This is a genomic window from Bradyrhizobium sp. HKCCYLRH3097, assembly GCF_051167875.1.
GTDB lineage: Bacteria > Pseudomonadota > Alphaproteobacteria > Rhizobiales > Xanthobacteraceae > Bradyrhizobium.
The window spans coordinates 202,730-223,977 of sequence record NZ_JBNPTX010000005.1; the positions used below are offsets into that span (position 1 = coordinate 202,730).

Here is a 21,248-nt window from a genome sequence, read left to right on the forward strand (position 1 = left end):
GCCGTGACTGCGTCAGTTCGAGGCGGACGGCTTGTCGGAGCCGGAAACCTTCCAGGGCACGGCTGTGACGGCACTACCGGGCGCCACCTTCTGGACGCCGTCGACGACGACGCGCCAGCCGGGCTTGAGGCCATCCTCGATCAGGACGCCGGAGGCGAGCGTGCGCCCGGCACGTACCGGCTGAAGGGTGGCGCGGCCTTCGTCATTGACGACATAGACGGCGCTGCTGCCCGACGTCGTGCGCTGCACAGCCTGCGCCGGGACCACGATGCCGTTGGTATCGATCGCCTCCTCGATCTGCACCCGGACATACATACCGGGCAGCAGCTCGCCTTCGGGATTCGGAAACTCGCCGCGCAACGTCACCTTGGCGGTGCCCGGATCGACGCTGACGTCGGAGAACAGCAGGCGCCCTGCATGCTTGTAGATTGAGCCGTCGTCCAACACGAGTCGGACGCGCGCCGCGTCGGGCGCAACGCTCTTCAGCCGCCCTTCCGCGAGATCGCGCCGCAGTTCGTTCAGCTCGGCAACCGACTGGGTGAAGTCGGCATAGACCGGATCGAGCTGCTGGATGGTGGCGAGATGAGTCGTCTCGTTGGGATTGACCAGCGCGCCTTCGGTGACCAGCGCACGGCCGATGCGGCCGCTGATCGGCGCGCGCACCGTCGCCCAATCAAGATTGAGCTGCGCCTGCGCAACCGCGGCCTTCTGGGCCGCGACGTCGGCCTCGGCCTGGCGCTCGGAGGCAACCGCGAGCTCGTACTGCGCCTGGGACGTGGCCTGGCCGGTCAACAAGGTCTTGAGGCGGTCTTCCTGGCGATCGGCCTGATAGAGCACGGCCTCGGCCTTGGCGAGCGCAGCGCGAGCCTTGTCGAGCTCGACCTGGAACGGCGCCGGATCGATCCGGTACAGCACGGCGCCTGCCTCGACGAGCGCGCCCTGCTGGAAGCTGCGCTCGACCACGATGCCGCTGACGCGCGGCCGCACCTCGGCGATCCGCATCGACGTGATCCGCCCCGGCAGGTTCTTGGTCAACGTCACCGGCGCCGCTTCGACCGTGATCACGCCGACCTCGGGAGGGCTCGACGCTTGGGAGGCACCGGAGCCGTCACGGTCGCTGCACGCTGCAAGCGTGAGAAACGAGACCGCACAGATCGTCGCGCCGGCCGAACGGATCAATTGCTCTCTCAGCATGAAGTCCATCTTGTTACGTCGCCGGCGCGCATGGATGCTGGACGATTATCGAGGACATCGGATCGCCGAGGATCCGCCGCCCGTCTTCCAGATCGTCGCTCACCAACTCGACGCGTCGTATGCCACCGTCGCGAGCCGGCGAACGTTCGTGCGCTCCTCATAGGCGAACTGATAGCTGCAATCCAGAATTTTTCCGCAACATGCGGCGACTGCGACAACTGCGCACCATGTATCATCGCAGAAGTCTGCAAGGATGCTGGGCGATATGTCGCGCTTTGCTTCCCGGGCGTTGATGCGGAGTCCGAAAGGCACGAAGAATCCGCAACGACACCGAAAGGATAATGGATCACCCACAAGTCGGATCACGCGACGCTGACGGTCGATGATCGCCTCGTCCTGATCACGTTACCGGGCGCAGAGGCCGCGATCGCCAAACGGTCGCACGAGCGCCGCGTGATCAGCATACCGCTCTCCGCCGGGCTGCCCGCCCGAGCAACGCACATGCCCCCTCGATCCGTTGTCCACCATGCATCTCACGGGATGGTTTGACAGCGCCATGATCGCTCGTTCTACTTGGTTGCAAAGCCGCGCCACAAGCGGCGAGCCAGGAGGACGGTCATGGAGCGACACCATGGTAGCGCGCCGTTGGCGCTTGCCGCGCGCGCCTGTTTCGGTCTCAGACGCGTATCGCGCACCACCGCTGGACCAGCGCGGCGTTCGGCAGCAACGGCGGTGGTCATGATGCTGCTCGCTGCACTCGGTCCCGGGCTCTGCGGCAGCGCGAGCGCGCAGGGCATCACCAAGGACGTGCCCGCCCGGGTCGAGATGTACCCGATCCCCTCGCTGACCCTGTCCGACCGGCAGTTCCTCTCCGGCGACGACGGCGGCAAGCCGGTCACCGTCGTCGGCGAAATGCGCGTGGCGCAGGGCAGCGGCAGGCTGCCGGTAGTGGTGCTGATGCACGGCTCGGGCGGCGTCGGCGCCAACATCGCAGCCTGGAGCCGCACCTTCAATGCAATGGGGATCTCGACCTTCGCGATCGACGGCTTCACCGGGCGCGGCATCACCGCGACCAGCACCAACCAGGCCCAGCTCGGCCGGCTGAACCTGATCATGGACATCTATCGTGCGCTGGACGTGCTGGCGAAGCATCCGCGCGTCGATCCCGAGCGCATCGTGCTGATGGGCTTTTCACGCGGCGGACAGGCGGCGCTGTATGCTAGCCTCCAGCGCTTCCACAAGCGCTGGAACAATTCCGGGCTGCAATTTGCCGCCTACATCCCGTTCTATCCGGACTGCTCGACGACCTATCTCGGTGAGACCGACGTCGTGGCGCGGCCGATCCGGATCTTTCACGGCGGACCGGACGACTACAATCCGGTGCGGACCTGCAAGGCCTATGTCGAGCGGCTGAAGGCAGCGGGCCGCGACGTCGCGCTGACCGAATATCCGGACTCGCCGCACGGCTTCGATCTCGGCCTGCTCGGCGCCAACATGCTCGCCGTCGCGCCGAAGGCGCAGACCGTGCGCAACTGCCGCATCAAGGAGAGCGACGGCGGGATGCTGATCAATGCCGACACGCAGCAGCCCTTCACCTATCAGGACGCCTGCGTCGAGTTCGATCCGCATGTCGGCGGCAATCCGGCCACGGCCGAGGCGGCCCGCCAGGCGGTGACGGATTTCCTGCGCGCACTGTTCAAACTGTCGTGAGCAAAAATAGAACGATTTGGATCAATTCTTGAGGTGACAGGTCGAACGCATCGGGTCTTGCTGCGTTGTCGCTCACTTTTCGACGATGAAACGGAGCCCGATGATGCGCGCCTCTCGCCTTGCGATCCCAACTTTGCTGACCGCCCTCGCCTTGGGCGGCGCGGCCCATGCGGCGCCTGCCGCGCCGTTCCGGGGGCTGGAGGGCTCCTGGACCGGCGGCGGCGTGATCAGCATGTCCGACGGCAACCAGGAGCGGCTGCGCTGCCGCGCGGCCTATGACGTCGGCGGCGCCGGCGAGCAGCTCCGGCTCAACATCCGCTGCGCGAGCGACAGCTACAACATCGACCTCTCCAGCGACGTCGCCTATCGCGGCGGCGAGATCTCGGGGCAATGGAGCGAATCGAGCCACAACGCATCCGGCACGATCGAGGGCCGCGCGGTCGGCAACCGCATCGAAGCCCAGGCGCGCGGGCAGACGTTTTCCGCCGGGCTGTCGCTGACGACGCAGGGACGCCGGCAGACCGTGTCGATCCGCCCGGCGGGCACGGAGATCAGGGGCGTCGACCTGGAGCTGGCGCGGAGATAGGCCACCAACATTTCCGCGTCATTGCGCGCGAAGCGGCGAAGCGAAGCGATCCCGAGTCCCTCGATGACTCCGGATTGCTTCGTCGCTTCGCTCCCCGCAATGACGACAGTGTCCTGGTCTTCGAGGAACTCACGTTCGCTGGTCCCGGATATCGCTGCGCCCATCCGGGCTACGCCACGACATCACGGCAGTTCGATTCACACCGCGCCGATGTCTTTCAGGCAAGCCTGCGTCAGCGTCATCCGAGCCTCGACGTGGCGCGGCTCAGGGCAGTCCATGTTGAGCGCGAACACGGTCGGCTGATCGCCCTTGTCGACCCAGCCGACCATCCAGCCAAGCGCCCCCTGCTCCTTGCCGAGCAGTCCGGACTTGAAGTGAATGACGGCATCGCCGACCTTGGTCACGGGGATGATGTCGCGGGTCAGATCCTGGCTGCGCTTGGAGACCTGAAGCGCGCCACGCCTGAGGCGATCGATGAAATCGACCTGCTCGACGGGATCGATGCGAAGCGCGCCGGTCAGCCAGAACTGGTCGATGCCGCCGCCGATGTCGTGATTGCCGTAGTCGAGCTCCTCGAGATATGTCTGCATCCGCTCAGCGCCGATGCGGCGCGCGATCTCCTGATAGACCGGCACGGCGGAGACCGCGATCGCGCTGCGCAAGGTGTGGTCCTTGTTCCAGGCCTCGATCGATCTCGAGACGCCATCCCACTTGAACACGTCCTTGTCGGGATCCTCGACGACGCCCGTCTCCAGCGCGATCAGCGAGTTCGCGATCTTGAAGGTCGAGGCCGGCAGCCTTGCCTCGCCGGAGCGATCGGTGTCGCTGGCGATGACGAGATATTCCTCGACCTTGTAGGCCAGGAAAGTCCCCTTGGTGCCTTCGTCGGTGAAGCGCTTGGCGAGATCGCCGCGGATCTCGTTGCGCGGCGGCGCGACATGCGCGAATGAACGTGCGGGCAGCAGGCTGGCGCCGGTCATCAGGGCGAGCACGTGGCGGCGGCTCATCATGGGCATCGCGAATTTCTCCGTCGTCGTCGGCTCCTCCCTATCACAGGGCGGTGACGACCGACGCATGACGGAGATCACAAATGCGGCGCGCTCAGCGCATCGGCCGCGACAGGTTGAGCACGAACACCAGCACCTCGGCGACGGCCTTGTAGAGCTCCTCCGGGATCTCGTCGCCGAGCTCGACATTGGAGAGCGCGCCGGCCAGCACCTCGTTCTCCTCGATCGGGATGTCGTGCGCCTTCGCGACCTCGATGATCTTGGCGCCGATCGTGCCCTTGCCCTTGGCGACGACGCGCGGCGCGCCCTGGCCCTTGTCATAGTGCAAGGCGACGGCGAGCTGGGTCTTGTTGGCGGCCTTCACCTCGATGCTCATAGCGCGCGATCCAGGAAATGGCCGGCCCTGGGCGGCATCGCCGCCGGCGGCGAGCCGTCCTGCACCACGAGATCGCCCGGCGAGAGCTCGGCACGGCTGAGGGCCTGGCTCAGTTCGGAGAGACCGGCGCGCAAGCGCGCGGCGGTGACCGGACGCTCGGCCCACATCCGCACGGAGGTGCGCTCGGCGCTGAAGCTGATCATCGCATGCACCGGGCCGGCCGGCTCGACGTCGAGCGAGAAGCGCGCCCGCCAGACGCGCTTGGCGGCGTCCGGCGATTGCGTGCCGCCGTCGCGCGAGATCTCGAACTGCGCCATGGCCGTGCCCTGCGGGGTAGCGAAGGGAATCTCGAAGTTCCAGCGCGGCGGCGCGGGATCGGTGCGCGCGGTCGAGGCGTCCGGGCGATCCGGCAGCGACGCCACCTGCAGCAGGGTCTGGCGCGACAGCGCCTGGTCGGTCTCGTCGAGCAGGCGGTGCGCGATCGCCGGCAGCGGCGTGTCCGGGCCGAGCGTCGGCGTCGCCACGGCCTGCGGCATCGGTGCAGCCCCGCGGAACGGCGGCGGCGGCGTGTTGGTGCGCACGACCATATCGGCGCGGCCATTGGCGTTGCGTCCGGGAACGAGGCCGGCGGCGCGCGGAATCTGCTGCTGCGCTTCCTGCAGCACGGCCAGCACCGTGCCGGGCGTGAGCGACTGCGCCTTGGCGCCCGTCAGGGCCTCGATCAGCGCCGAGCCGGTGAAGCCGGCAGACGCGGCGTCGGGCCGCCCCATTCCCGTGGCCCAGGGCTGGGGCGGCAGCTCGATCTCGATGTCGGGCACCAGCGAGGGTGCGCCGCTCTGTTGCTGCGCGGCGGCGGCGCGGCCGGCCTCGGACAGCACCGAGGCGTAGGAGCCACCGGGCGACGGCTGCGTCGACGCCGCCATGCCGGGCTCGGCGGTCTGCAGCACCGTCGCCAGCGTCTGGCGCAGCACGATCAGCGCCGCCTTCAGGTCGGGCGTGCCGGCACCGGCGGCGCCATTGGCGAGCGAGGATTCCAGGAACAGGCCGGAATGCTGTACGGCGTTCTGCACATCCTCCGCGGTCAGCGCCGGCGATAGCTGGGTCTGTTGCGCCAGCACCTGGGCCACGGCGGCGCGCAAGGCCGGTGGAAGGTTCGGCGAGTCGGCGACGGCCTGGAGATCGGCGAACAATTGGCCCTGGCTGCCCTGACGGGTCGCCGCCTCCTCGCTGGCAATCGACAATGCGAGCCGCTCCATCCCGGTCAGCGGATCCGGCGGCGGAGGCAGCCCCGGCGCCAGCCGGCCGGTGACGTCGACGACGGTGGCGGCCGGCGTCGGGGTGCCGGTGGTGCCAGCGGCAGCGCTGCCGCCCTGCCCGACGATGGCGAGCTGCAGCCCTTGCGCGGTCTGCGACACGGCGACCTGCACCGTCTGGCCGGCCTGCAGCGGCAGCTCGCTCGCGAGCTCCATCGACAGGTTTCCGATCGCGACTTGGACCAGATTCTCGGCGAGCACCTGCTGCACCCTGGCGCTGACCAGTGCGCCGGCCTGCAGCGTGGTTGCTGCCGCCACCGTGGTTCCGGCCGGCGAGCTGCCGACGCCGCGGACGGCGCTCACGGAAGGCGACGGGGTGACACTCTGGACCATGCGCGTACTCGGGTTACGCGCACAGCCTATCGGTTGCCCCTAAACCCGGCGTTAACCGGCCTCAGAGCGCGGCGTCGACCGCCTGGAGGATGCGGACGGCGGCCTCGTAGTCGATCTGCTTGGCGGCGCGGCGGCTCATCGCCTCCTCGTCGGCCCCCCATTGCGCGACGTTCCAGTCCTCGTCGACATGGGCGGCCGCCCAGATCTGGCCAGGGTCGCGCACCCCATGAACCAGCGCCAGCGCCAGCAGCGCCGAGCCGGTCAGTGTGGTGACGACATGCGCCGCCGCCACCGTCCACGGGCCGGTCGGCAGCGCACCGCGCGCCGCCTGCACCGCAGCCTCCGGTTGGGTCACATGCATGATGCCTTCGGACAGGATGAAATGCGCGCCGAGACTATCGCGGGCCCAGTCCAGCACCGGGTCCCAATGCTCGGCCTCGCGCGCGACCAGCCCCTCAGGATGGCCGGCCCGGTAGAACAACAGGTCCGATTGGAGATATTTGGCAATGTCCTCGCGCACGTCATCGGTGCGGTCGACCACCGACTGCACGACGCTGTTGGCGAACCGCGTCAGCGGCATCGTGGCGGGGTCGATGTTCTCACCCTGGGCCTGCCACTCGGCGGCCACGGCCGCCGCCAGCTCCCCGGCGGGAACGATGACGACGCGCCCCGACGGCGTGCGGATCGGCCGGCCGTCGAGGGTCACGTTGAAGCCGCCCTCGGCGGCGGCGGTCCCGGCCTCCTTGTAGAAGCGCTTGCGCAGCGGCGTCCGCATCGCCTGGCGCGCCGATTCCTGCGGATCGAGCGGCGACCGGCCGACGACGTCGTCAAACAGTTCACGCATCAGAATTCCAGCCCTCTCGCGGGATGATCACACGGGATCCGTTGTTTTCGCGGTAGATAAGCCCTGTCCGCCCGAAATGCGAGCTGCCGATGCGTCCCCTGCTCTCCGCTCTCGTCCTGCTCGGCAGCACCGTCCCGGCCTCAGCCGGCTTCCGCACGCCGGAATCGCTGGTGCGCAACGTCTATGCGCATTACGGCCGGGGCGCGCCGGAGCTCTCCGCCGGGCTGCCGCGGACGGCCGAGGTCGCACGGCAGTTCTTCGATCCGAGCCTCGCCAGGGCCTGGACGGCGCCGCGGCGTGAGCCCTACGATTTCCTGGTGCAGAGCCCGCGCTGGAAGCTCGGCCCGGTCGCGATCTCGATTTTGCGCAGGCAGTTCGACAAGACCTATGTCGCCGCCAGCTTCGACAACCAGGGTCACCGCGTGACGATGAACTTCATCGTGGTCAAGGGGCCGGACGGCTGGGTCATCCTCGACGTCGAAACCCCGCACGATTCGCTCACACTGTTCCTGCAGCAGTTCCGGAACTGAAGGCCGCAGCGGAAACCGATTCTCCTCCCCTTAAGCAGAGGCTGCAAAGAGGAGGACGACCATGAACATGCCGGAGATCGTTCGCCGGCTGATCGCGATGAGCGAGCAGGATGGCAAGATCACCTTCGACGAGTTGAACGCGCTGTGCGGATGGGACATGCCGCCCGAGGATATCGAAAACATCTTCTGCGCGCTGCGGGACGCGGGCATTCAGCTCGTCGAACAGAGAGGCTGAGCGCTTCGGAGCCGCTCACTCCTCCGGCGCGTTCTCGATCGGGTCGAAGCGGTCATGCTCGAGGCCGAGCAGGTTCCACGACTGCAGCATGTGCGGCGGCAGCGGCGCGGTGGCGTCGATGAACCCGCCGCGCGGATGCGGGATGACGATGCGGCGCGCCAAGAGATGCAGCCGGTTCTGCAGGCCGCCGGGCAGCGCCCAGTTCTCGATGTTGAAATATTTGGGGTCGCCGACGATGGGGTGGCCGATATGGGCCATGTGCGCGCGCAACTGATGGGTGCGCCCCGTCACCGGCTTCAAGGACACCCAGGCGAGCTTGTTGGCCGAGGCCTCGACCACGGCGTAGTAGGTCACGGCGTGGCTGGCGCCCTCGTCGCCATGGGCGGCGACGCGCATGATGGTGTCGTCCTCGCTCTCCTCCTTGGCAAGATACGTGGAGATGCGGCCCTGCTTGGGCTTGGGCACGCCCGCCACCAGCGCCCAGTAGATCTTGCGCGCGGAACGGCTGCGGAAGGCGCCAGTCAGATGCGTGGCGGCGAAACGGGTCTTGGCGATCAGGAGGCAGCCGGAGGTCTCGCGGTCGATGCGGTGCACGAGCCGCGGCTTCTGGCCCTTGGCGTCGCGCATCACCTCCAGCATCTGGTCGATGTGGCGGGTCATGCCGGAGCCGCCCTGCACCGCAAGCCCGGCGGGCTTGTTGAGGACGAGCACGTCGTCGTCCTCGTACAGCGTCATCGCCTTGAGGCTCTCCAGCGTCTTTCGCTCGCCCTCGGAGAGGCCGGCGCGCTCCTTCGGCGCATCGAGCTTGAGCGGCGGAATGCGCACGCTCTGGCCTTCCTCCAGGCGGTCCTTGGAGTCCGCGCGCTTGCCATCGACGCGCAACTCGCCTTTGCGGACGATGCGCTGGATGTGGGAGAACGACAGACCGGGGAAGCGCGCCTCGAGGAAGCGGTCGACGCGCATGTTGTTCTCGTCGGCCGTGACCACCACGGTCTGCACCTTCGTCGGCAGCAGCGGCGTCTCCGGCTCGACCTTCTTCGGCGGCGGCGCCGCAGGCCTGCGCTCGGCATGCTCCGAGCTGAACCGCGCAGGCTTGCCGGCGCCGGCGCGCTTGGCCGGCGGCTGTTTGCGCGGCGCGAAGCTGTCGCGGCGATCCTCTCCCTCGGCGCGCGGCGCACGGCTGCGCTCGGCTTTGCCGCGCCCGAAATCGCCGCGCGGTGCCGCCTCGCGGTCACCGGCAAAACGGTCGCGCCGCGGCCGCTCGGCATCGGGACGCTTCGCAGACTCACGCTTGGCCGCGGCGCCTGGGCTGCGGGCCGCCTCCGCCTTCGGCCGCTCGCTGCGGCGATCGGTCGGGCGATCGGATCGGGTCTGGGTTCGCTTGATACGGCGGCTCATGGCAGGTTGCGTATCTCAAAAGCCACTGCCAGTCACGGCGAAATCGCGATAAATCCGCTTGTGAGTCGGCCCCTTGGGCCATCGATACTGATCGGAGCGAATCGAATGACGCTCACGCGACTGGGCTTGGCGATCCTGGCTGCCACGCTGGCGACGACCGCCACGCAGGCGCAGCAGAGCCCGATGCCCGACGACATCGCCTGGAAGCTGATCGAGATGGGTCGGGTCATCGCCCCGCCGAAGACCGCCGCGATCTACGCGCCGCTGCAGGCCAAGGAACCCTACACCGGCCTCAAGGTGCAGCGCGATGTGAGATACGGCACGGCGGAGCGCAATCTGCTCGACGTCTTCACACCGGATGCCGCGGCCCCGCCCCGGCCCGTGCTGATCTTCGTGCATGGCGGCGCCTTCATCGGCGGCAACAAGCGCACCACGCCGGACGGCCCGTTCTACGACAACATCATGCTATGGGCGGTGAAGAGCGGCTTCGTCGGCGTCGACATCACCTACCGCCTCGCGCCGAAATTCCCCTGGCCTGCCGGCGTCGAGGACGTCGCCAGCGCGGTGCAATGGGTGGTCGCCCATGCCGCCGAGAACGGCGGCGATCCCGCGCGCATCTATCTGATGGGCCATTCGGCCGGCGCGGTGCACGTCGCGACCTATGTCGCGCATCCCGAATTCCACAAGGTCGCCGGCGGCGGCCTTGCGGGCGCGATCATGGCCTCGGGCGTCTACGACCTCACCGCGACGCCGCTTGGCGACCAGGAGATGGCCTATTTCGGCACCGATCCCTCGCGCTTCAAGGAGCGCTCGTCGCTATCAGGCCTGCAAGCCTCGAGTCTGCCGCTGATGATCGTCTCCGCCGAGCTCGACCCGCCGCGCTTCGTCGAGCAGTTCGACCTGTTGAAGCAGGCCGCCTGCAAACGGCCATCCGGCTGCGCCCGCGCGGTGATGCTGCCGCAGCACAGCCACATGTCCGAGGTGTATGCGATCAATACCGAGGACGACCGACTGACGCGGGAGATCGCGGAGTTCGTACAGAGCGGGAAGTAGTTGATGGTCACTTGGCATAGCGGTCTCCGAGTCAGGCGTCCGCAGGAGAGCTCGGTGTTTCCCAGCAAGCGGGCCGAGGTGAACCGAGCAAGCCGCAAGGTCAGCGATCCTACCCGCCCCGCTCCTTCCTCAGCTTCGCCCAATAATCCAGCCGTTTCCTGATCTCGCGCTCGAAGCCGCGCTCCGGGGGATCGTAGAACTGCTGGCGACCGAGGGCGTCGGGAAAGTAGTCCTGCCCCGAAAACGCGTCGGGCGTGTCGTGGTCGTACTGATAGCCGGTGCCGTAGCCTTCGCTCTGCATCAGCTTGGTCGGGGCATTCAAGATGTGCTTGGGCGGCAGCAGCGAGCCGCCCTCCTTCGCCACGCGCTTGGCTGCGCCGAACGCCTTGTAGGCGGCGTTGGATTTCGGCGCGGTCGCCACATAGATCACGGCCTGCGCGATCGCGAGCTCGCCTTCGGGCGAGCCCAGGAAATCATAGGCGTCCTTGGCGGCGTTGGCGATCACCAGCGCCTGCGGATCGGCGAGGCCGATGTCCTCCACGGCCATGCGCACGATGCGGCGGGCGAGGAACAGCGGATCCTCGCCGGCGTCGAGCATGCGGGCGAAGTAGTACAGCGCGGCATCCGGGTCCGAGCCGCGCACCGATTTGTGCAGGGCCGAGATCAGGTTGTAGTGGCCGTCGGCGGACTTGTCGTAGATCGGCGCGCGGCGCTGCAGGATGTCCTGCAGCTGCACCGCGTTGAAGATCTCGTCCTTGCGCGCCGAGCGCCAGACCTCCTCGGCGAGCGTCAGCGCGGCGCGGCCGTCGCCGTCGGCCATGCGGATCAGCACGGCGCGCGCCTCGTCATCGAGCGGCAGCTTGCGGCCCTCGACCGCCTCTGCGTTGCTGTAGAGCTTCTCGATCGCGGCGGCGTCGAGCGAGTGGAACACCAGCACGCGCGAACGCGACAGCAGAGCGGCGTTGAGCTCGAAGGACGGGTTCTCCGTGGTCGCGCCGACCAGCACGACGGTGCCGTCCTCCATCACCGGCAGGAAGGAATCCTGCTGGGCGCGATTGAAGCGATGCACCTCGTCGACGAAGAGCAGCGTGCCCTGCCCGGTCTCGCGTCGCGCGCGCGCCGCGTCGAACACCTTCTTCAAATCGGCGACGCCGGAGAACACCGCCGAGATCTGCTCGAAATGCAACTCCGTGGCGTCTGCCAACAGCCGCGCCACCGTGGTCTTGCCGGTGCCGGGCGGGCCCCAGAAGATCAGCGAGCCCAGCGTGCGCGTCTCCAGCATGCGCGTCAGCGCGCCATCGGGCCCGAGGATGTGATCCTGCCCGACGACGTCGGACAGCTTGTGCGGGCGCAGCCGCTCCGGCAGCGGCCGTGGCGCATCGTGCTCCATCCCCGCCGCAGCGAAGAGGCTCGGGCCTCCCTGCTGGGGACGCTTCGGGCTCATCCGCCGAGCGTGACGTTGATCTGCTGGCCGCCGCGCAGCACGGTGATGCGCCAGATGCGGGCGGCCTCGCGCGAGGCCTTGTCGAGATCGGCGGTCTTGGCGATCTTCTGGTTGTTCACGGCCATGATGACGTCGCCCTTCTGGAAGCCGACATTGGCGGCGGTGGTGCCGTCGCCCGGCTCGAGCACCACCACGCCCTCGGTGTCGGCATCGAGGTGCAGCTCGTCGGCGACCGCCGGCGAGATGTTGGCGACCTTCGCGCCCTGGAATGGCGAGCGGCCGTTGATGACCATCTCGTTGCGCCCGGTGTCCGGTGCGGTCTCCAGCGCGACCGCGACCTTCACCGGCTTGCCGCCGCGTTGCACCTCGATCTGCGCAGTGCCGCCGAGCGGACGGGTCGCAAAACGGTAGTCGAACGCGTTGGGATCATCGACGGGCTGGCCGTCGATCGACACGATCAGGTCCGACGACTTGATGCCCGCCTTCGCCGCCGGGCTGTTCGCGACCACCGAGGCGACCAGCGCGCCGGTCGGCGAGCGCAGGCCGAGGCTCTCGGCGATCTCGGGCGTCACCGCCTGCAGCCGCGCGCCGAGCCATGGGCGCTTCACCGCCTTGCCGCCGCTCTTGGCCGAGGCCACGACGACGCGCACCATGTTCGCGGGAATGGCAAAGCCGATGCCCTGCGAGCCGCCGGACTTGGAATAGATCGCGGTGTTGATGCCGACCAGACGGCCGTTGATATCGACCAACGCACCGCCCGAATTACCGGGATTGATCGCGGCATCGGTCTGGATGAAGAACTGATAGTCGGTGATGCCGACCTGCGTGCGCGCCAGCGCCGAGACGATGCCGTGCGTCACGGTCTGGCCGACGCCGAACGGATTGCCGATCGCCAGCACGATGTCGCCGACCAGGAGATCATCGGAGTTGGCGAGGTCGAGCGTCGGAAACTGCTCCTTGGTGCCCTTCAGCTTGAGCACGGCGAGATCGGTACGGCTGTCCTTCAGCACGATCTCGGCCTCGAACTCGCGCTTGTCGGCGAGCGACACCTTCACCTCGTCGGCGCCCTCGATCACATGCACGTTGGTGACGACGAGACCGGACGCATCGATCATCACGCCCGAGCCGAGCGAGCGCTGCATCTGCTCCTGCGGCCCGCCCTGCAGACCGAAGAAGCGGCGGAAGATCGGATCGTCGAGAAAGGGATTGCGGTTCTGCACCACCTTGGCGGCGTAGACGTTGACGACCGCCGGCTGCACGCGCTGCACGATCGGCGCATACGACAGCCGCAGCTCGGCCTGGGACTGCGGCACGCGCCGGTCCTGCGCCGCCAGCGGAGACGCGGCCAGCAGAGACAGCAGCAGGACCAGTGTGGAGCGAATCAACGACATGCGAACAATCCTGGGAAATGACGGTTTCGATATAAGCGGAACGGCCGGTGCGGCCAAGCTCAGGCGGCCTGATGCGGCGTTTTGATGGTCTCTGCAACGGGCGCGCAGGACAGCCGTTCCTGGTGCCGCTCGCCCCAGCTTCTGAGAACCTCGATCACCGGCCGCAGGCTCTCGCCGACCTCGGACAGGCTGTATTCGACGCGCGGCGGCACCTCGGCATAGACCTTGCGGACGACCAGCCCGTCCTCCTCCAGCGCACGCAGCTGCTTTGTCAACATGCGCTGGGTGATGCCGGGCATCAGCCGGCGCAGCTCGCCGAAGCGCTGGCTGCCACCCTGCAGGTGGTAGAGGATCACGCCCTTCCACTTGCCGTCGATCAGATCGAGCGTGGCTTCGACCGCGCAGCCGGGACGGCGGGTGAAATTCTTCCGTTTCATCGCGTGTTGGCCCAATAGTATCCAAACGGGGACTAGTTCCCCATTTTTACAGTACTTGCTGAACTGGCGCCAGCAGGACAAACAGATCCTATCGCCAAGCCAACCAGGAGGCTGTTCATGAAGGCCGTCGGATACCAGCAGTCGCTGCCCATCACCGAGGACCGCGCGCTGTTCGATCTCGAGACCGCCAAACCCGAGCCGAAGGGACGCGACATCCGCGTCGCCGTGAAAGCGGTGTCGGTCAATCCGGTCGACACCAAGGTGCGCAAGCGCGCCGCACCGCCCGCCGGCGAAACCAAGATCCTGGGCTATGACGCCGCTGGCGTGGTCGAGGCTATCGGCCCGGACGTGAGCCTGTTCAAGCCCGGTGACGAGGTGTTCTACGCTGGCTCGATCCTGCGCCAGGGCACCAATGCCGAATTCCATCTGGTCGACGAGCGCATCGTCGGCCGCAAACCGAAGAGCCTGTCGTTCGCCGAAGCCGCCGCCCTGCCCCTGACCTCGATCACGGCCTGGGAGCTCTTGTTCGACAGGCTCGGCGCAATCCCCGGCAGGAGCCTCGACGACCGCACTTTGCTGATCACCGGCGCGGCCGGCGGCGTCGGCTCGATCCTGATTCAGCTCGCGCGCCGGCTCACCGGGCTGACCGTGCTCGCCACCGCGACGCGACCGGAGTCGCGCGACTGGTGCCTGAAGCTCGGCGCCCATGCCGTGATCGATCATGGCAAGCCGATGAAAGAGCAGATCGACGCGCTGAAGCTGCCGCCGGTCAGCCTCATCGCCAGCCTCACCCACACCGAGCAGCACTACAAGGCGATCGCCGACTTCATGACGCCGCAGGGCAAGTTCGGCCTGATCGACGATCCCGCCGAGTTCTCGCTCGCCGCCTTCAAGGGCAAGGCGATCTCGATCCACTGGGAGTCGATGTTCACGCGCTCATCTTTCACGACACCCGACATGATCGCGCAGCACCATCTGCTCAACGACGTGTCCGACCTGATCGACAAGGGCGTGATCCGCACCACCCTTGGCGACAATTACGGCACCATCAACGCGGCCAACCTCAAGCGCGCGCACGCGTTGATCGAGAGCAACACCTCCCGCGGCAAGATCGTGCTGGAGGGATGGAGCTAACTAACAGGCAACAATGGGCAAAGGCGCACCCGCGGTCTCCCCGCGCGCGAGATCGCGGTGGCGCCGTGCCCCACCATCCCGCCGATCGAAGGCATAAGATGGCCGGCAGCCGACGCGCGGTCCGATCAGCGGCCATGAGCGATTGAGACTGGCCGACGGTCCCGTTTCCCCTTAACGAAAGCCGATAAGAACCTCCTCGCGACTGGAAAGAACGTCCGTGAGCAGCCTGAAGTCCGCGACCAACCCGCCCGCCGATCACGGCCGGCGCTCCGGATCACCGCTCGAGGTTCTGCGGATCTTCCTCACGCTCGGCCTGACCTGCTTCGGCGGTCCGATCGCCCATATCGGCTACTTCCGCGACGAGTTCGTCGTCAGACGGAAATGGATCGACGAGCATGCCTATGCCGATCTGGTCGGGCTGTGCCAGTTCCTGCCCGGCCCCGCCAGCAGCCAGGTCGGCTTCTCCATCGGGCTGATGCGGGCCGGCTATCTCGGCGCGCTCGCCGCCTGGACCGGCTTCACCCTGCCGTCGGCCGCCGCGCTCGTCCTGTTCGCCTATGGTGCGGGCCGATTGAGCGGACCGATCGGCAGCGGCCTGCTGCACGGGCTGAAGCTGACCGCGGTCGCCATCGTCGCGCAGGCGGTCTGGGGCATGGCGCGCTCGCTGTGTCCGGATCGTGCGCGCGCCTCGATCGCGGTCGCCGCAACGCTCATCATCCTGTCGAGTACGGCCTCGGTCGTGCAGATCGGAGCGATCGTCCTCGGCGGGCTCGCCGGCCTCTGGCTCTGCCGCGGCGAGGCGGCGCCGTCGGGACACGTCGCGATCCCCGTCTCGCGGAGCGTCGGGCTGATCGCGCTCGCGCTGTTCGTTGTCCTGTTGGCGGGACTTCCGCTGCTGCGCGGCGTGACGGGATCGACCGGCGTCGCCTTGTTCGATGCCTTCTATCGCTCCGGCGCGCTGGTGTTCGGCGGTGGACATGTCGTGCTGCCGCTGCTGCGCGAGGCCTTCGTCGGACCTGGCTGGCTGAGCGACGACGCCTTTCTCGCCGGCTACGGTGCGGCGCAGGCCGTCCCGGGCCCGCTCTTCACCTTCGCCGTCTATCTCGGCGCCGTCGTCGCTCCGGAGCCGCATGGGATCGTCGGGGCCGCGCTCGGTCTCCTGGGCATCTTCCTGCCGGGCATGCTGGTCCTGCTCGCCGCGCTGCCGTTCTGGGACTCGTTCCGCAAACGCTCCGGCGCCCAGGCGATGATGCGGGGTGTCAACGCTGCGGTCGTCGGTGTGCTGGGAGCGGCCCTGTACGACCCGGTCTGGACGACCACCGTCCACAACGCCGCGGATTTTGGCATCGCGCTGGTCGGTTTTGTCCTCTTGGTCGCCTGGCGCGCGCCGCCGCTCGTCGTGGTCACGTTCAGCGCCCTAGCCGGCGTCGCAGCCGCGCTGGTGTGAGCGGCGGCGCCGCCGCATCACGTGGTGGCAAAGCGCCGCCGAAGCGGCGCTTTGCCACCAGCGAGCTGCCGTGCGCGGCTAATTGTGCTTCTTCCAGAAGATGCGCGCGCCCTGCACGGATTGCGCGACGTTGATGCGGGCACGCTCGAACGGCGTCACCACGCCGTCCGCCTTGGCCTTGTTTTCCAGCTTCTGGACGTGGATCTGACCGCGGACGAGCTGCTGCGCCTCGGGATAGGTCAGCCGTCCACTCGCGATGCCATTGTAGATGCGATGTGACTGGTTGTGCTGCCGCGCATCGATCAGCGGCGTACCCGCAAGGCTTGCGCCCGACGTCAACGCGAGCAGCAACGCAGCGGCCATGATGGACTTCATTTCACTCTCCTGTGGTTGCTGTCCACCGGCGTGAAGACCTCATTGTCCGCACTTCTCCAGCGAACGGCCGCCAGGATGCACGCGATCCGTGGTGTCAACCGTGCCTGCGCTCACACTGCAGCCCGTGTCGGCCGGTGAAGACGAATGCTGCCGCGAGGGGCGTCCGAAAAAAATTGCGGACTGCGTGAGCTGCCGGTCTTGCAAATCTCACCTTTGGGTGCATGTTTGCCGCGCACTACTTTTGAATGAATCATTTTTAACAATCATTTGCGACGCATGGCGGCGAGATTCATCGGCCCATCCCAGCGCGCACATCAATGGAGACCGGCCATGAAGACGATTCAGTGGCTCATGCTCACTTTCGCGACGACCGTCACCGCGAGCGGCCTTGCCGGCGCTCTCAACCCCGCCAGCGCTGCTCCGCCGCCGCCGGCGAAGAACTGCCCGGCCTTCGGCTGGTCGGAGGGACTGGGCAATTATCTCAAGCCGGACGCCGCCTTCCCCACCTCCGACACCAAGACCATCCCGACGCCGGACTGCAATTTCCATCAATGGTCGTGGGAGGCGTTCGTCTGGGCGACAGCGCTGGTGAAGGACCCGGGCTCCGGCGCCGCCGTGCCGCGGTTCATGACCTTGGCGACGCCCGACGAGCTGCTCAGCAACGCCGAGAATGCCGGCGCATCACGGCCGCGCCCGCTGACGCTGGCGGCCCGTGCCCAGGTCTTCCACGGCACGGCCGGCTTCACCGAAGGCGCCGGCGCCATCGTCGAAGCCGACGGCAACATGCTGGTCGCGCAGAACGGCTATCCCGTCTACGCCTCGGTCCACATGAACCAGGGCTATTTCAACACGGCGCGCAAGAACCTGATCGCGACCGGCGGCTACCAGAGCCAGCCGGCGGATTCATCCTTCGCCGTGGGCGATGCGGTGTTCAAGGCGACGTGGCTGCGGCTCGACCCCGGGCAGGCACCGCCTGCGGGCGCCTACACCACCCAGGCACAGGTGCCGGTGCTGGAGAACAACGTTACCCCCGGCCTGATCACGATCCGCCCGACGCCCGGCAAGTTCGTCACGGTGACCGTGGCGCTGATCGGCTTGCACGTGGTCGGCTACACCGAGAACCACCCCGAATTCCTGTGGGGCACGTTCGAGCTGAAGAACAACTCGCCGCAGACGCCGGACAACACCTTTGCGCCATCGGCAAGCCGCTCCGATCCGAAGAGCTACACGCTCTACAAGGGCGGTACGCCGTTCTCGCAGGTCAACATCGCGGCGCTGCCCGGCGCCAACCGGCCGCAACTGCGGCTCGATCCGGCGACCCAGAAGCTGACGCCGGCGACCAACGTCGTGCTCGAGAACCAGACCGGCGGCGAGAACCAGCCCAACGGCGTCGGCAACATCTTCGCGATCACGGCGCAAGCCCAGGGCTTTCTCTCCGGCCTGAAGGGCCCGCAATCGACCTTCGCGAGCTACAGCCTCGACGGCACCGTCTGGATGCTCCCCAACTCGTACAACCTGAACAGCAACCAGACCAGCGCGGTCGGCTCGGTCAATCTCGCCAACGCCACCGCCGAGACCTTCGTGCAGAACGCCGACAACACGCCGATCAAGAACGTGCTGAACTGCTTCCTGTGCCACAACCCGACGTCCTATTCGTTCCAGACACCGCCGCCGGCCAAGCTGCCGAACCGGCTGATCGCGCTGAGCCACGTGCTGTCGATTGGCTCGCCCTACGAGGTGCCGAACTCGATCTCCGGCCGGCTCCTGATGCGGCCGGATCCGTTCAGGAAGTAGGCCGACGAACCTTGCGCGGCGGCGCCGGCAACGGGGCCGCCGGCAGCCCTTTCGAGCCGATGGCAGATCTCAGGATCTGCCATCAAGCGATTGAACCGACAGCCGTTATCGGCGCGCTCCGAACATGGTGGATGAGCGCTGCGTCAGGACGGCGCTGTGGCCTGCTTCGACTCCTGCGCGGCCTCAGCCTTGGTCTCAGCTCGGGCGACGAAGCCCTTGGCGAGAGCGTGATAGAGCCCCTCCTCGCAGATCAGACGCGAGGTGCCGTAGGCGATCAGCGAGGCCATCATCAGCGGCACCACCATGGCGTGGTTGTCGGTCATCTCGGTGACGATGACGAAGGCGGTGATCGGCGCCTGCACGACGCCGGCGAAATAGGCGACCATGCCGAGCAGCATGATCGGCGCCAGTAGCGACTGCTGGAACAGGCTGGCGACGTTGGCGCCGATACCCGCCCCGACTGCGAGCGACGGCGCGAAGATGCCGCCAGGAATGCCGCTGATCGCGGCAAAGGTGGTGGCGAGGAATTTCAGCACGCCGAAATCGCCCGGCAGCGGCGTGCCGGTCTCCAGCGCCCCTTTCACCTGGGCATAGCCGGTGCCGTAGATGGTATCGCCTGACGCCAGCCCGCACAGCGCGACGGCAAAGCCGCAGGCGAGCGCGAACGGCAGCGGGTGGCGCTTGAGGAGCCGGCCGGACGCCCCGGGCAGCCCGCGCGCCATCGTGATCAGGATGCGGCTGAACAGCCCGCCGGCGGCGCCGCCCAAGACCCCGCAGACGGGCACCGCCAGCCAGTCGATGCCCTTGCCGAGCGCGATCGGCGTCGTGCCGAAATAGGCGTAGTTGCCCATCAGGGCCAGCGAGGTCAGGCCAGCGGCGATCACGGTGGCGATGACGAGGCTCGAGGTCCGCGTCTCGAAGGCACGGCTCATCTCCTCGATGCCGAACACGATGCCGGCCAGCGGCGTGTTGAAGGCGGCCGCGACCCCGGCGGCGGCGCCGGCCAGGATCAAGCCCGGCTGCCGCCGCGGAGACAGCCGGCCGAGCGCGAACATGATGGAGGCGCCGACCTGCACGGTCGGCCCCTCGCGGCCGACCGAGCCGCCGCACAGCAGCCCGAGCAGGGTCAGCAGCACCTTGCCGATGGCGATGCGGATCGACACCAGCGGGCTGCGCGCGCTCGTGTCCGTCAGGTGGCGCGCGGCGATGGCCTGCGGGATGCCGCTGCCTTGCGCGTTCGGGAAGAAGCGCTGGGTCAGATAGACCGACAGCGCGAAGCCGGCGGGCGTCACGATCAGTGAGGCGTAGCGTGATTTCGACAGCAGCCAGTTGAAGGCGAGCTGGGCCAGGTCGGCGAGCTCCGCCAGCGCCACCGCCGCCGCGCCCACCACCAGGCCGCCGGCCACGAACAGCACCCGCCGCTGCCACCGCGCCGAGGTCAGCTTGAGCCAACGCCTGCGGCGGGGGGTGATGGTCAGCATGGGCGCAACAGAGTCCGTTCTCTACGCAGGTGCAGCACCCTCGACGAAAATCAGCCGGCGGTCCAGCGCCTTCCAGCGCTCGCCCAGGGCGTCGGCGTATTCGGCCGACGCATACCATTCTCGCAGCCGGGCCATCGACGGGAACTCGACGATAATGAGGGTCTTGGCCGGCGGGCCGCCTTCGACCGTCTCGGAGGTCCCGCCGCGGACCAGATAGCGCCCGCCATATTGCGCGATCGAGTGCGCCGCGCGGGTGCGATAGCGTTCCATCGCCTCGATGTCGCGCACCTCGACCTCGGAGATGACGTAAGCCGCCATGGCCGGCCTCAGGCGATGGTGTCGAGGATGCCGCCCTCGGCGCGCAGCGCGGCGCCATTCGTGGCGGATGCCTGCTTGGAGGCGGCGTAGACGACCATGTTGGCGATCTCGTCGACGCTGGCGAAGCGCTGCAGCAGCGAGGCCGGCCTGTGCTGCTTGACGAAGGACGAGGCCGCCTCCTCCTCCGACTGCCCGTTCTGGCGGGCGAGATCCTTGACGAAGGTCTCGACGCCTTCCGACATCGTCGGTCCCGGCAGCACTGCATTGACGGTGACGCCGGTGCCGCGGGTCAGTTTGGCAAGGCCGCGGGAGACCGCGAGCTGCGCGGTCTTGGTCATGCCGTAATGGATCATCTCGGTCGGGATGTTGACCGCCGACTCCGAGGAGATGAAGATGATGCGACCCCAGTTGCGCTTCAGCATGCCCTGCATGTAGGCGCGCGCCATGCGCACGCCGGACATGACGTTGATCTCGAAGAAGCGGCTCCAGTCCTCGTCGGGAATGTCGAAGAACTCCTTCGGCTCGAAGATGCCGGCATTGTTGACGAGAATGTCGACCTCGGGCAGCGCGGTGACGATGGCGTTGCAGCCGCCGATCTGAGCGACGTCGCCGGCGACGCCGCGCAGCTTGGCCGCGGGAACCGCCTGCTTCAGCTTCGCGACGGCCGCATCGACACGGTCGGTGGTCCGGCCGTTCAGAACGACCTCGGCGCCCGAGGCGGCCAATCCCTTGGCAATCGCGAAGCCGATGCCGGCGGTGGACCCGGTGACGAGCGCAGTTTTTCCTGAAAGGTCGATGTGCATGAGCAGCTCTCCGTTGTGCTGAAGGAACGGATGTGGGGCGTCGCG

21 protein-coding genes are annotated in these 21,248 nt (G+C 67.6%); 8 read left to right on the forward strand and 13 right to left on the reverse strand.

The window, feature by feature from the left end; all coding sequences use genetic code 11:
* Positions 1–12 precede the first annotated feature (12 nt).
* Positions 13–1,194 carry an efflux RND transporter periplasmic adaptor subunit gene (locus tag ACQR0U_RS14865; protein WP_315749644.1) on the reverse strand — a complete coding sequence of 394 codons (1,182 nt, stop codon included), beginning with the start codon at positions 1,192–1,194 and terminating at the stop codon, positions 13–15.
* 738 nt (positions 1,195–1,932) lie between these two features.
* Here ACQR0U_RS14865 and ACQR0U_RS14870 point away from each other — a divergent pair.
* Positions 1,933–2,904, forward strand: coding sequence for a dienelactone hydrolase family protein (locus tag ACQR0U_RS14870; protein WP_315750032.1), 972 nt, complete (start codon positions 1,933–1,935; stop codon positions 2,902–2,904).
* A 100-nt stretch (positions 2,905–3,004) separates the two neighbouring features.
* Entirely contained in the window at positions 3,005–3,490 is a 486-nt protein-coding gene (locus tag ACQR0U_RS14875) for a hypothetical protein (RefSeq protein ID WP_315714534.1), read from the forward strand.
* Between the two features lie 197 nt (positions 3,491–3,687).
* On the opposite strand, the gene blaOXA is transcribed toward ACQR0U_RS14875, so the two are convergent.
* From blaOXA to ACQR0U_RS14895, 4 genes are all read right to left on the reverse strand, one after another.
* On the reverse strand, positions 3,688–4,506 hold the full coding sequence (blaOXA, locus tag ACQR0U_RS14880; protein ID WP_434843443.1) for an OXA-1091 family oxacillin-hydrolyzing class D beta-lactamase: 819 nt from the start codon (positions 4,504–4,506) through the stop codon (positions 3,688–3,690).
* An 85-nt stretch (positions 4,507–4,591) separates the two neighbouring features.
* Positions 4,592–4,873 (reverse strand): EscU/YscU/HrcU family type III secretion system export apparatus switch protein, encoded by a 282-nt coding sequence (locus ACQR0U_RS14885; protein ID WP_315714536.1) that lies wholly within the window; start codon positions 4,871–4,873, stop codon positions 4,592–4,594.
* A complete protein-coding gene (locus ACQR0U_RS14890) occupies positions 4,870–6,519 on the reverse strand; it encodes a flagellar hook-length control protein FliK (RefSeq protein WP_434843444.1) in 1,650 nt (549 codons plus the stop codon). The genes ACQR0U_RS14885 and ACQR0U_RS14890 overlap by 4 nt, the downstream gene beginning before the upstream one ends.
* Positions 6,520–6,580: 61 nt before the next feature.
* Complete coding sequence (locus ACQR0U_RS14895; RefSeq protein ID WP_315749639.1) at positions 6,581–7,363, reverse strand: ATP12 family chaperone protein; 783 nt, start codon at positions 7,361–7,363, stop codon at positions 6,581–6,583.
* An 89-nt stretch (positions 7,364–7,452) separates the two neighbouring features.
* Here ACQR0U_RS14895 and ACQR0U_RS14900 point away from each other — a divergent pair, with 89 nt between their 5' ends.
* Entirely contained in the window at positions 7,453–7,893 is a 441-nt protein-coding gene (locus tag ACQR0U_RS14900; protein WP_434843445.1) for a hypothetical protein, read from the forward strand.
* Positions 7,894–7,954: 61 nt separating this feature from the next.
* A complete protein-coding gene (locus tag ACQR0U_RS14905; RefSeq protein ID WP_315749636.1) occupies positions 7,955–8,128 on the forward strand; it encodes an RNA polymerase sigma factor region1.1 domain-containing protein in 174 nt (57 codons plus the stop codon).
* A gap of 15 nt (positions 8,129–8,143) precedes the next feature.
* Here the strand turns inward: ACQR0U_RS14905 and ACQR0U_RS14910 are convergent, their stop codons facing one another.
* Complete coding sequence (locus ACQR0U_RS14910) at positions 8,144–9,526, reverse strand: RluA family pseudouridine synthase (RefSeq protein ID WP_315827343.1); 1,383 nt, start codon at positions 9,524–9,526, stop codon at positions 8,144–8,146.
* A 105-nt stretch (positions 9,527–9,631) separates the two neighbouring features.
* Here ACQR0U_RS14910 and ACQR0U_RS14915 point away from each other — a divergent pair, with 105 nt between their 5' ends.
* Positions 9,632–10,579: an alpha/beta hydrolase gene (locus ACQR0U_RS14915; RefSeq protein ID WP_315827342.1), complete on the forward strand. Its 948-nt coding sequence runs from the start codon at positions 9,632–9,634 to the stop codon at positions 10,577–10,579.
* Positions 10,580–10,688: 109 nt separating this feature from the next.
* Here the strand turns inward: ACQR0U_RS14915 and ACQR0U_RS14920 are convergent, their stop codons facing one another.
* From ACQR0U_RS14920 to ACQR0U_RS14930, 3 genes are read right to left on the reverse strand one after another with little or no spacing between them, the layout of a single operon-like run.
* A complete protein-coding gene (locus ACQR0U_RS14920; RefSeq protein WP_434843446.1) occupies positions 10,689–12,023 on the reverse strand; it encodes a replication-associated recombination protein A in 1,335 nt (444 codons plus the stop codon).
* Complete coding sequence (locus ACQR0U_RS14925) at positions 12,020–13,414, reverse strand: DegQ family serine endoprotease (protein WP_315827340.1); 1,395 nt, start codon at positions 13,412–13,414, stop codon at positions 12,020–12,022. Before ACQR0U_RS14925 ends, ACQR0U_RS14920 begins: the two co-directional genes overlap by 4 nt.
* A 59-nt stretch (positions 13,415–13,473) precedes the next feature.
* Positions 13,474–13,851 (reverse strand): winged helix-turn-helix transcriptional regulator, encoded by a 378-nt coding sequence (locus tag ACQR0U_RS14930; protein ID WP_316171213.1) that lies wholly within the window; start codon positions 13,849–13,851, stop codon positions 13,474–13,476.
* A 117-nt stretch (positions 13,852–13,968) separates the two neighbouring features.
* Here ACQR0U_RS14930 and ACQR0U_RS14935 point away from each other — a divergent pair, with 117 nt between their 5' ends.
* Both ACQR0U_RS14935 and chrA read left to right on the forward strand, forming a co-directional pair.
* Positions 13,969–14,985, forward strand: coding sequence for a zinc-binding alcohol dehydrogenase family protein (locus ACQR0U_RS14935; RefSeq protein ID WP_434843447.1), 1,017 nt, complete (start codon positions 13,969–13,971; stop codon positions 14,983–14,985).
* A 217-nt stretch (positions 14,986–15,202) separates the two neighbouring features.
* A complete protein-coding gene (gene chrA / locus ACQR0U_RS14940; protein WP_434843448.1) occupies positions 15,203–16,432 on the forward strand; it encodes a chromate efflux transporter in 1,230 nt (409 codons plus the stop codon).
* A gap of 78 nt (positions 16,433–16,510) precedes the next feature.
* Here chrA and ACQR0U_RS14945 read toward each other — a convergent pair whose 3' ends face one another.
* Positions 16,511–16,807 (reverse strand): hypothetical protein, encoded by a 297-nt coding sequence (locus tag ACQR0U_RS14945; protein ID WP_315749624.1) that lies wholly within the window; start codon positions 16,805–16,807, stop codon positions 16,511–16,513.
* 330 nt (positions 16,808–17,137) lie between these two features.
* On the opposite strand from ACQR0U_RS14945, the gene ACQR0U_RS14950 reads away from it, so the two are divergent.
* Complete coding sequence (locus ACQR0U_RS14950; RefSeq protein ID WP_434843449.1) at positions 17,138–18,601, forward strand: hypothetical protein; 1,464 nt, start codon at positions 17,138–17,140, stop codon at positions 18,599–18,601.
* A 143-nt stretch (positions 18,602–18,744) separates the two neighbouring features.
* Here ACQR0U_RS14950 and ACQR0U_RS14955 read toward each other — a convergent pair whose 3' ends face one another.
* From ACQR0U_RS14955 to ACQR0U_RS14965, 3 genes are read right to left on the reverse strand one after another with little or no spacing between them, the layout of a single operon-like run.
* Complete coding sequence (locus tag ACQR0U_RS14955; RefSeq protein WP_315827337.1) at positions 18,745–20,082, reverse strand: chloride channel protein; 1,338 nt, start codon at positions 20,080–20,082, stop codon at positions 18,745–18,747.
* A 21-nt stretch (positions 20,083–20,103) separates the two neighbouring features.
* Positions 20,104–20,400 carry a DUF1330 domain-containing protein gene (locus ACQR0U_RS14960; RefSeq protein WP_315714551.1) on the reverse strand — a complete coding sequence of 99 codons (297 nt, stop codon included), beginning with the start codon at positions 20,398–20,400 and terminating at the stop codon, positions 20,104–20,106.
* An 8-nt stretch (positions 20,401–20,408) separates the two neighbouring features.
* The gene (locus ACQR0U_RS14965; RefSeq protein ID WP_316171209.1) at positions 20,409–21,203 is read right to left on the reverse strand and encodes an SDR family NAD(P)-dependent oxidoreductase; all 795 of its coding nucleotides are present in this window, start codon (positions 21,201–21,203) and stop codon (positions 20,409–20,411) included.
* Between the last annotated feature and the right edge of the window lie 45 nt (positions 21,204–21,248).

Bases quoted from the DNA above. Each gene is read 5' to 3' on its own strand.
- ACQR0U_RS14965 (WP_316171209.1), bottom strand. From the start codon at position 21,203: ATGCACATCGACCTTTCAGGAAAAACTGCGCTCGTCACCGGGTCCACC.
- ACQR0U_RS14935 (WP_434843447.1), top strand. From the start codon at position 13,969: ATGAAGGCCGTCGGATACCAGCAGTCGCTGCCCATCACCGAGGACCGC.
- ACQR0U_RS14945 (WP_315749624.1), bottom strand. From the start codon at position 16,807: ATGAAGTCCATCATGGCCGCTGCGTTGCTGCTCGCGTTGACGTCGGGC.
- ACQR0U_RS14950 (WP_434843449.1), top strand. From the start codon at position 17,138: ATGAAGACGATTCAGTGGCTCATGCTCACTTTCGCGACGACCGTCACC.
- ACQR0U_RS14905 (WP_315749636.1), top strand. From the start codon at position 7,955: ATGAACATGCCGGAGATCGTTCGCCGGCTGATCGCGATGAGCGAGCAG.
- ACQR0U_RS14920 (WP_434843446.1), bottom strand. From the start codon at position 12,023: ATGAGCCCGAAGCGTCCCCAGCAGGGAGGCCCGAGCCTCTTCGCTGCG.
- ACQR0U_RS14890 (WP_434843444.1), bottom strand. From the start codon at position 6,519: ATGGTCCAGAGTGTCACCCCGTCGCCTTCCGTGAGCGCCGTCCGCGGC.
- ACQR0U_RS14870 (WP_315750032.1), top strand. From the start codon at position 1,933: ATGATGCTGCTCGCTGCACTCGGTCCCGGGCTCTGCGGCAGCGCGAGC.
- ACQR0U_RS14910 (WP_315827343.1), bottom strand. From the start codon at position 9,526: ATGAGCCGCCGTATCAAGCGAACCCAGACCCGATCCGATCGCCCGACC.
- ACQR0U_RS14865 (WP_315749644.1), bottom strand. From the start codon at position 1,194: ATGCTGAGAGAGCAATTGATCCGTTCGGCCGGCGCGACGATCTGTGCG.
- ACQR0U_RS14875 (WP_315714534.1), top strand. From the start codon at position 3,005: ATGATGCGCGCCTCTCGCCTTGCGATCCCAACTTTGCTGACCGCCCTC.
- ACQR0U_RS14915 (WP_315827342.1), top strand. From the start codon at position 9,632: ATGACGCTCACGCGACTGGGCTTGGCGATCCTGGCTGCCACGCTGGCG.
- ACQR0U_RS14885 (WP_315714536.1), bottom strand. From the start codon at position 4,873: ATGAGCATCGAGGTGAAGGCCGCCAACAAGACCCAGCTCGCCGTCGCC.
- ACQR0U_RS14895 (WP_315749639.1), bottom strand. From the start codon at position 7,363: ATGCGTGAACTGTTTGACGACGTCGTCGGCCGGTCGCCGCTCGATCCG.
- ACQR0U_RS14960 (WP_315714551.1), bottom strand. From the start codon at position 20,400: ATGGCGGCTTACGTCATCTCCGAGGTCGAGGTGCGCGACATCGAGGCG.
- blaOXA (WP_434843443.1), bottom strand. From the start codon at position 4,506: ATGCCCATGATGAGCCGCCGCCACGTGCTCGCCCTGATGACCGGCGCC.
- ACQR0U_RS14925 (WP_315827340.1), bottom strand. From the start codon at position 13,414: ATGTCGTTGATTCGCTCCACACTGGTCCTGCTGCTGTCTCTGCTGGCC.
- ACQR0U_RS14930 (WP_316171213.1), bottom strand. From the start codon at position 13,851: ATGAAACGGAAGAATTTCACCCGCCGTCCCGGCTGCGCGGTCGAAGCC.
- ACQR0U_RS14900 (WP_434843445.1), top strand. From the start codon at position 7,453: ATGCGTCCCCTGCTCTCCGCTCTCGTCCTGCTCGGCAGCACCGTCCCG.
- ACQR0U_RS14955 (WP_315827337.1), bottom strand. From the start codon at position 20,082: ATGCTGACCATCACCCCCCGCCGCAGGCGTTGGCTCAAGCTGACCTCG.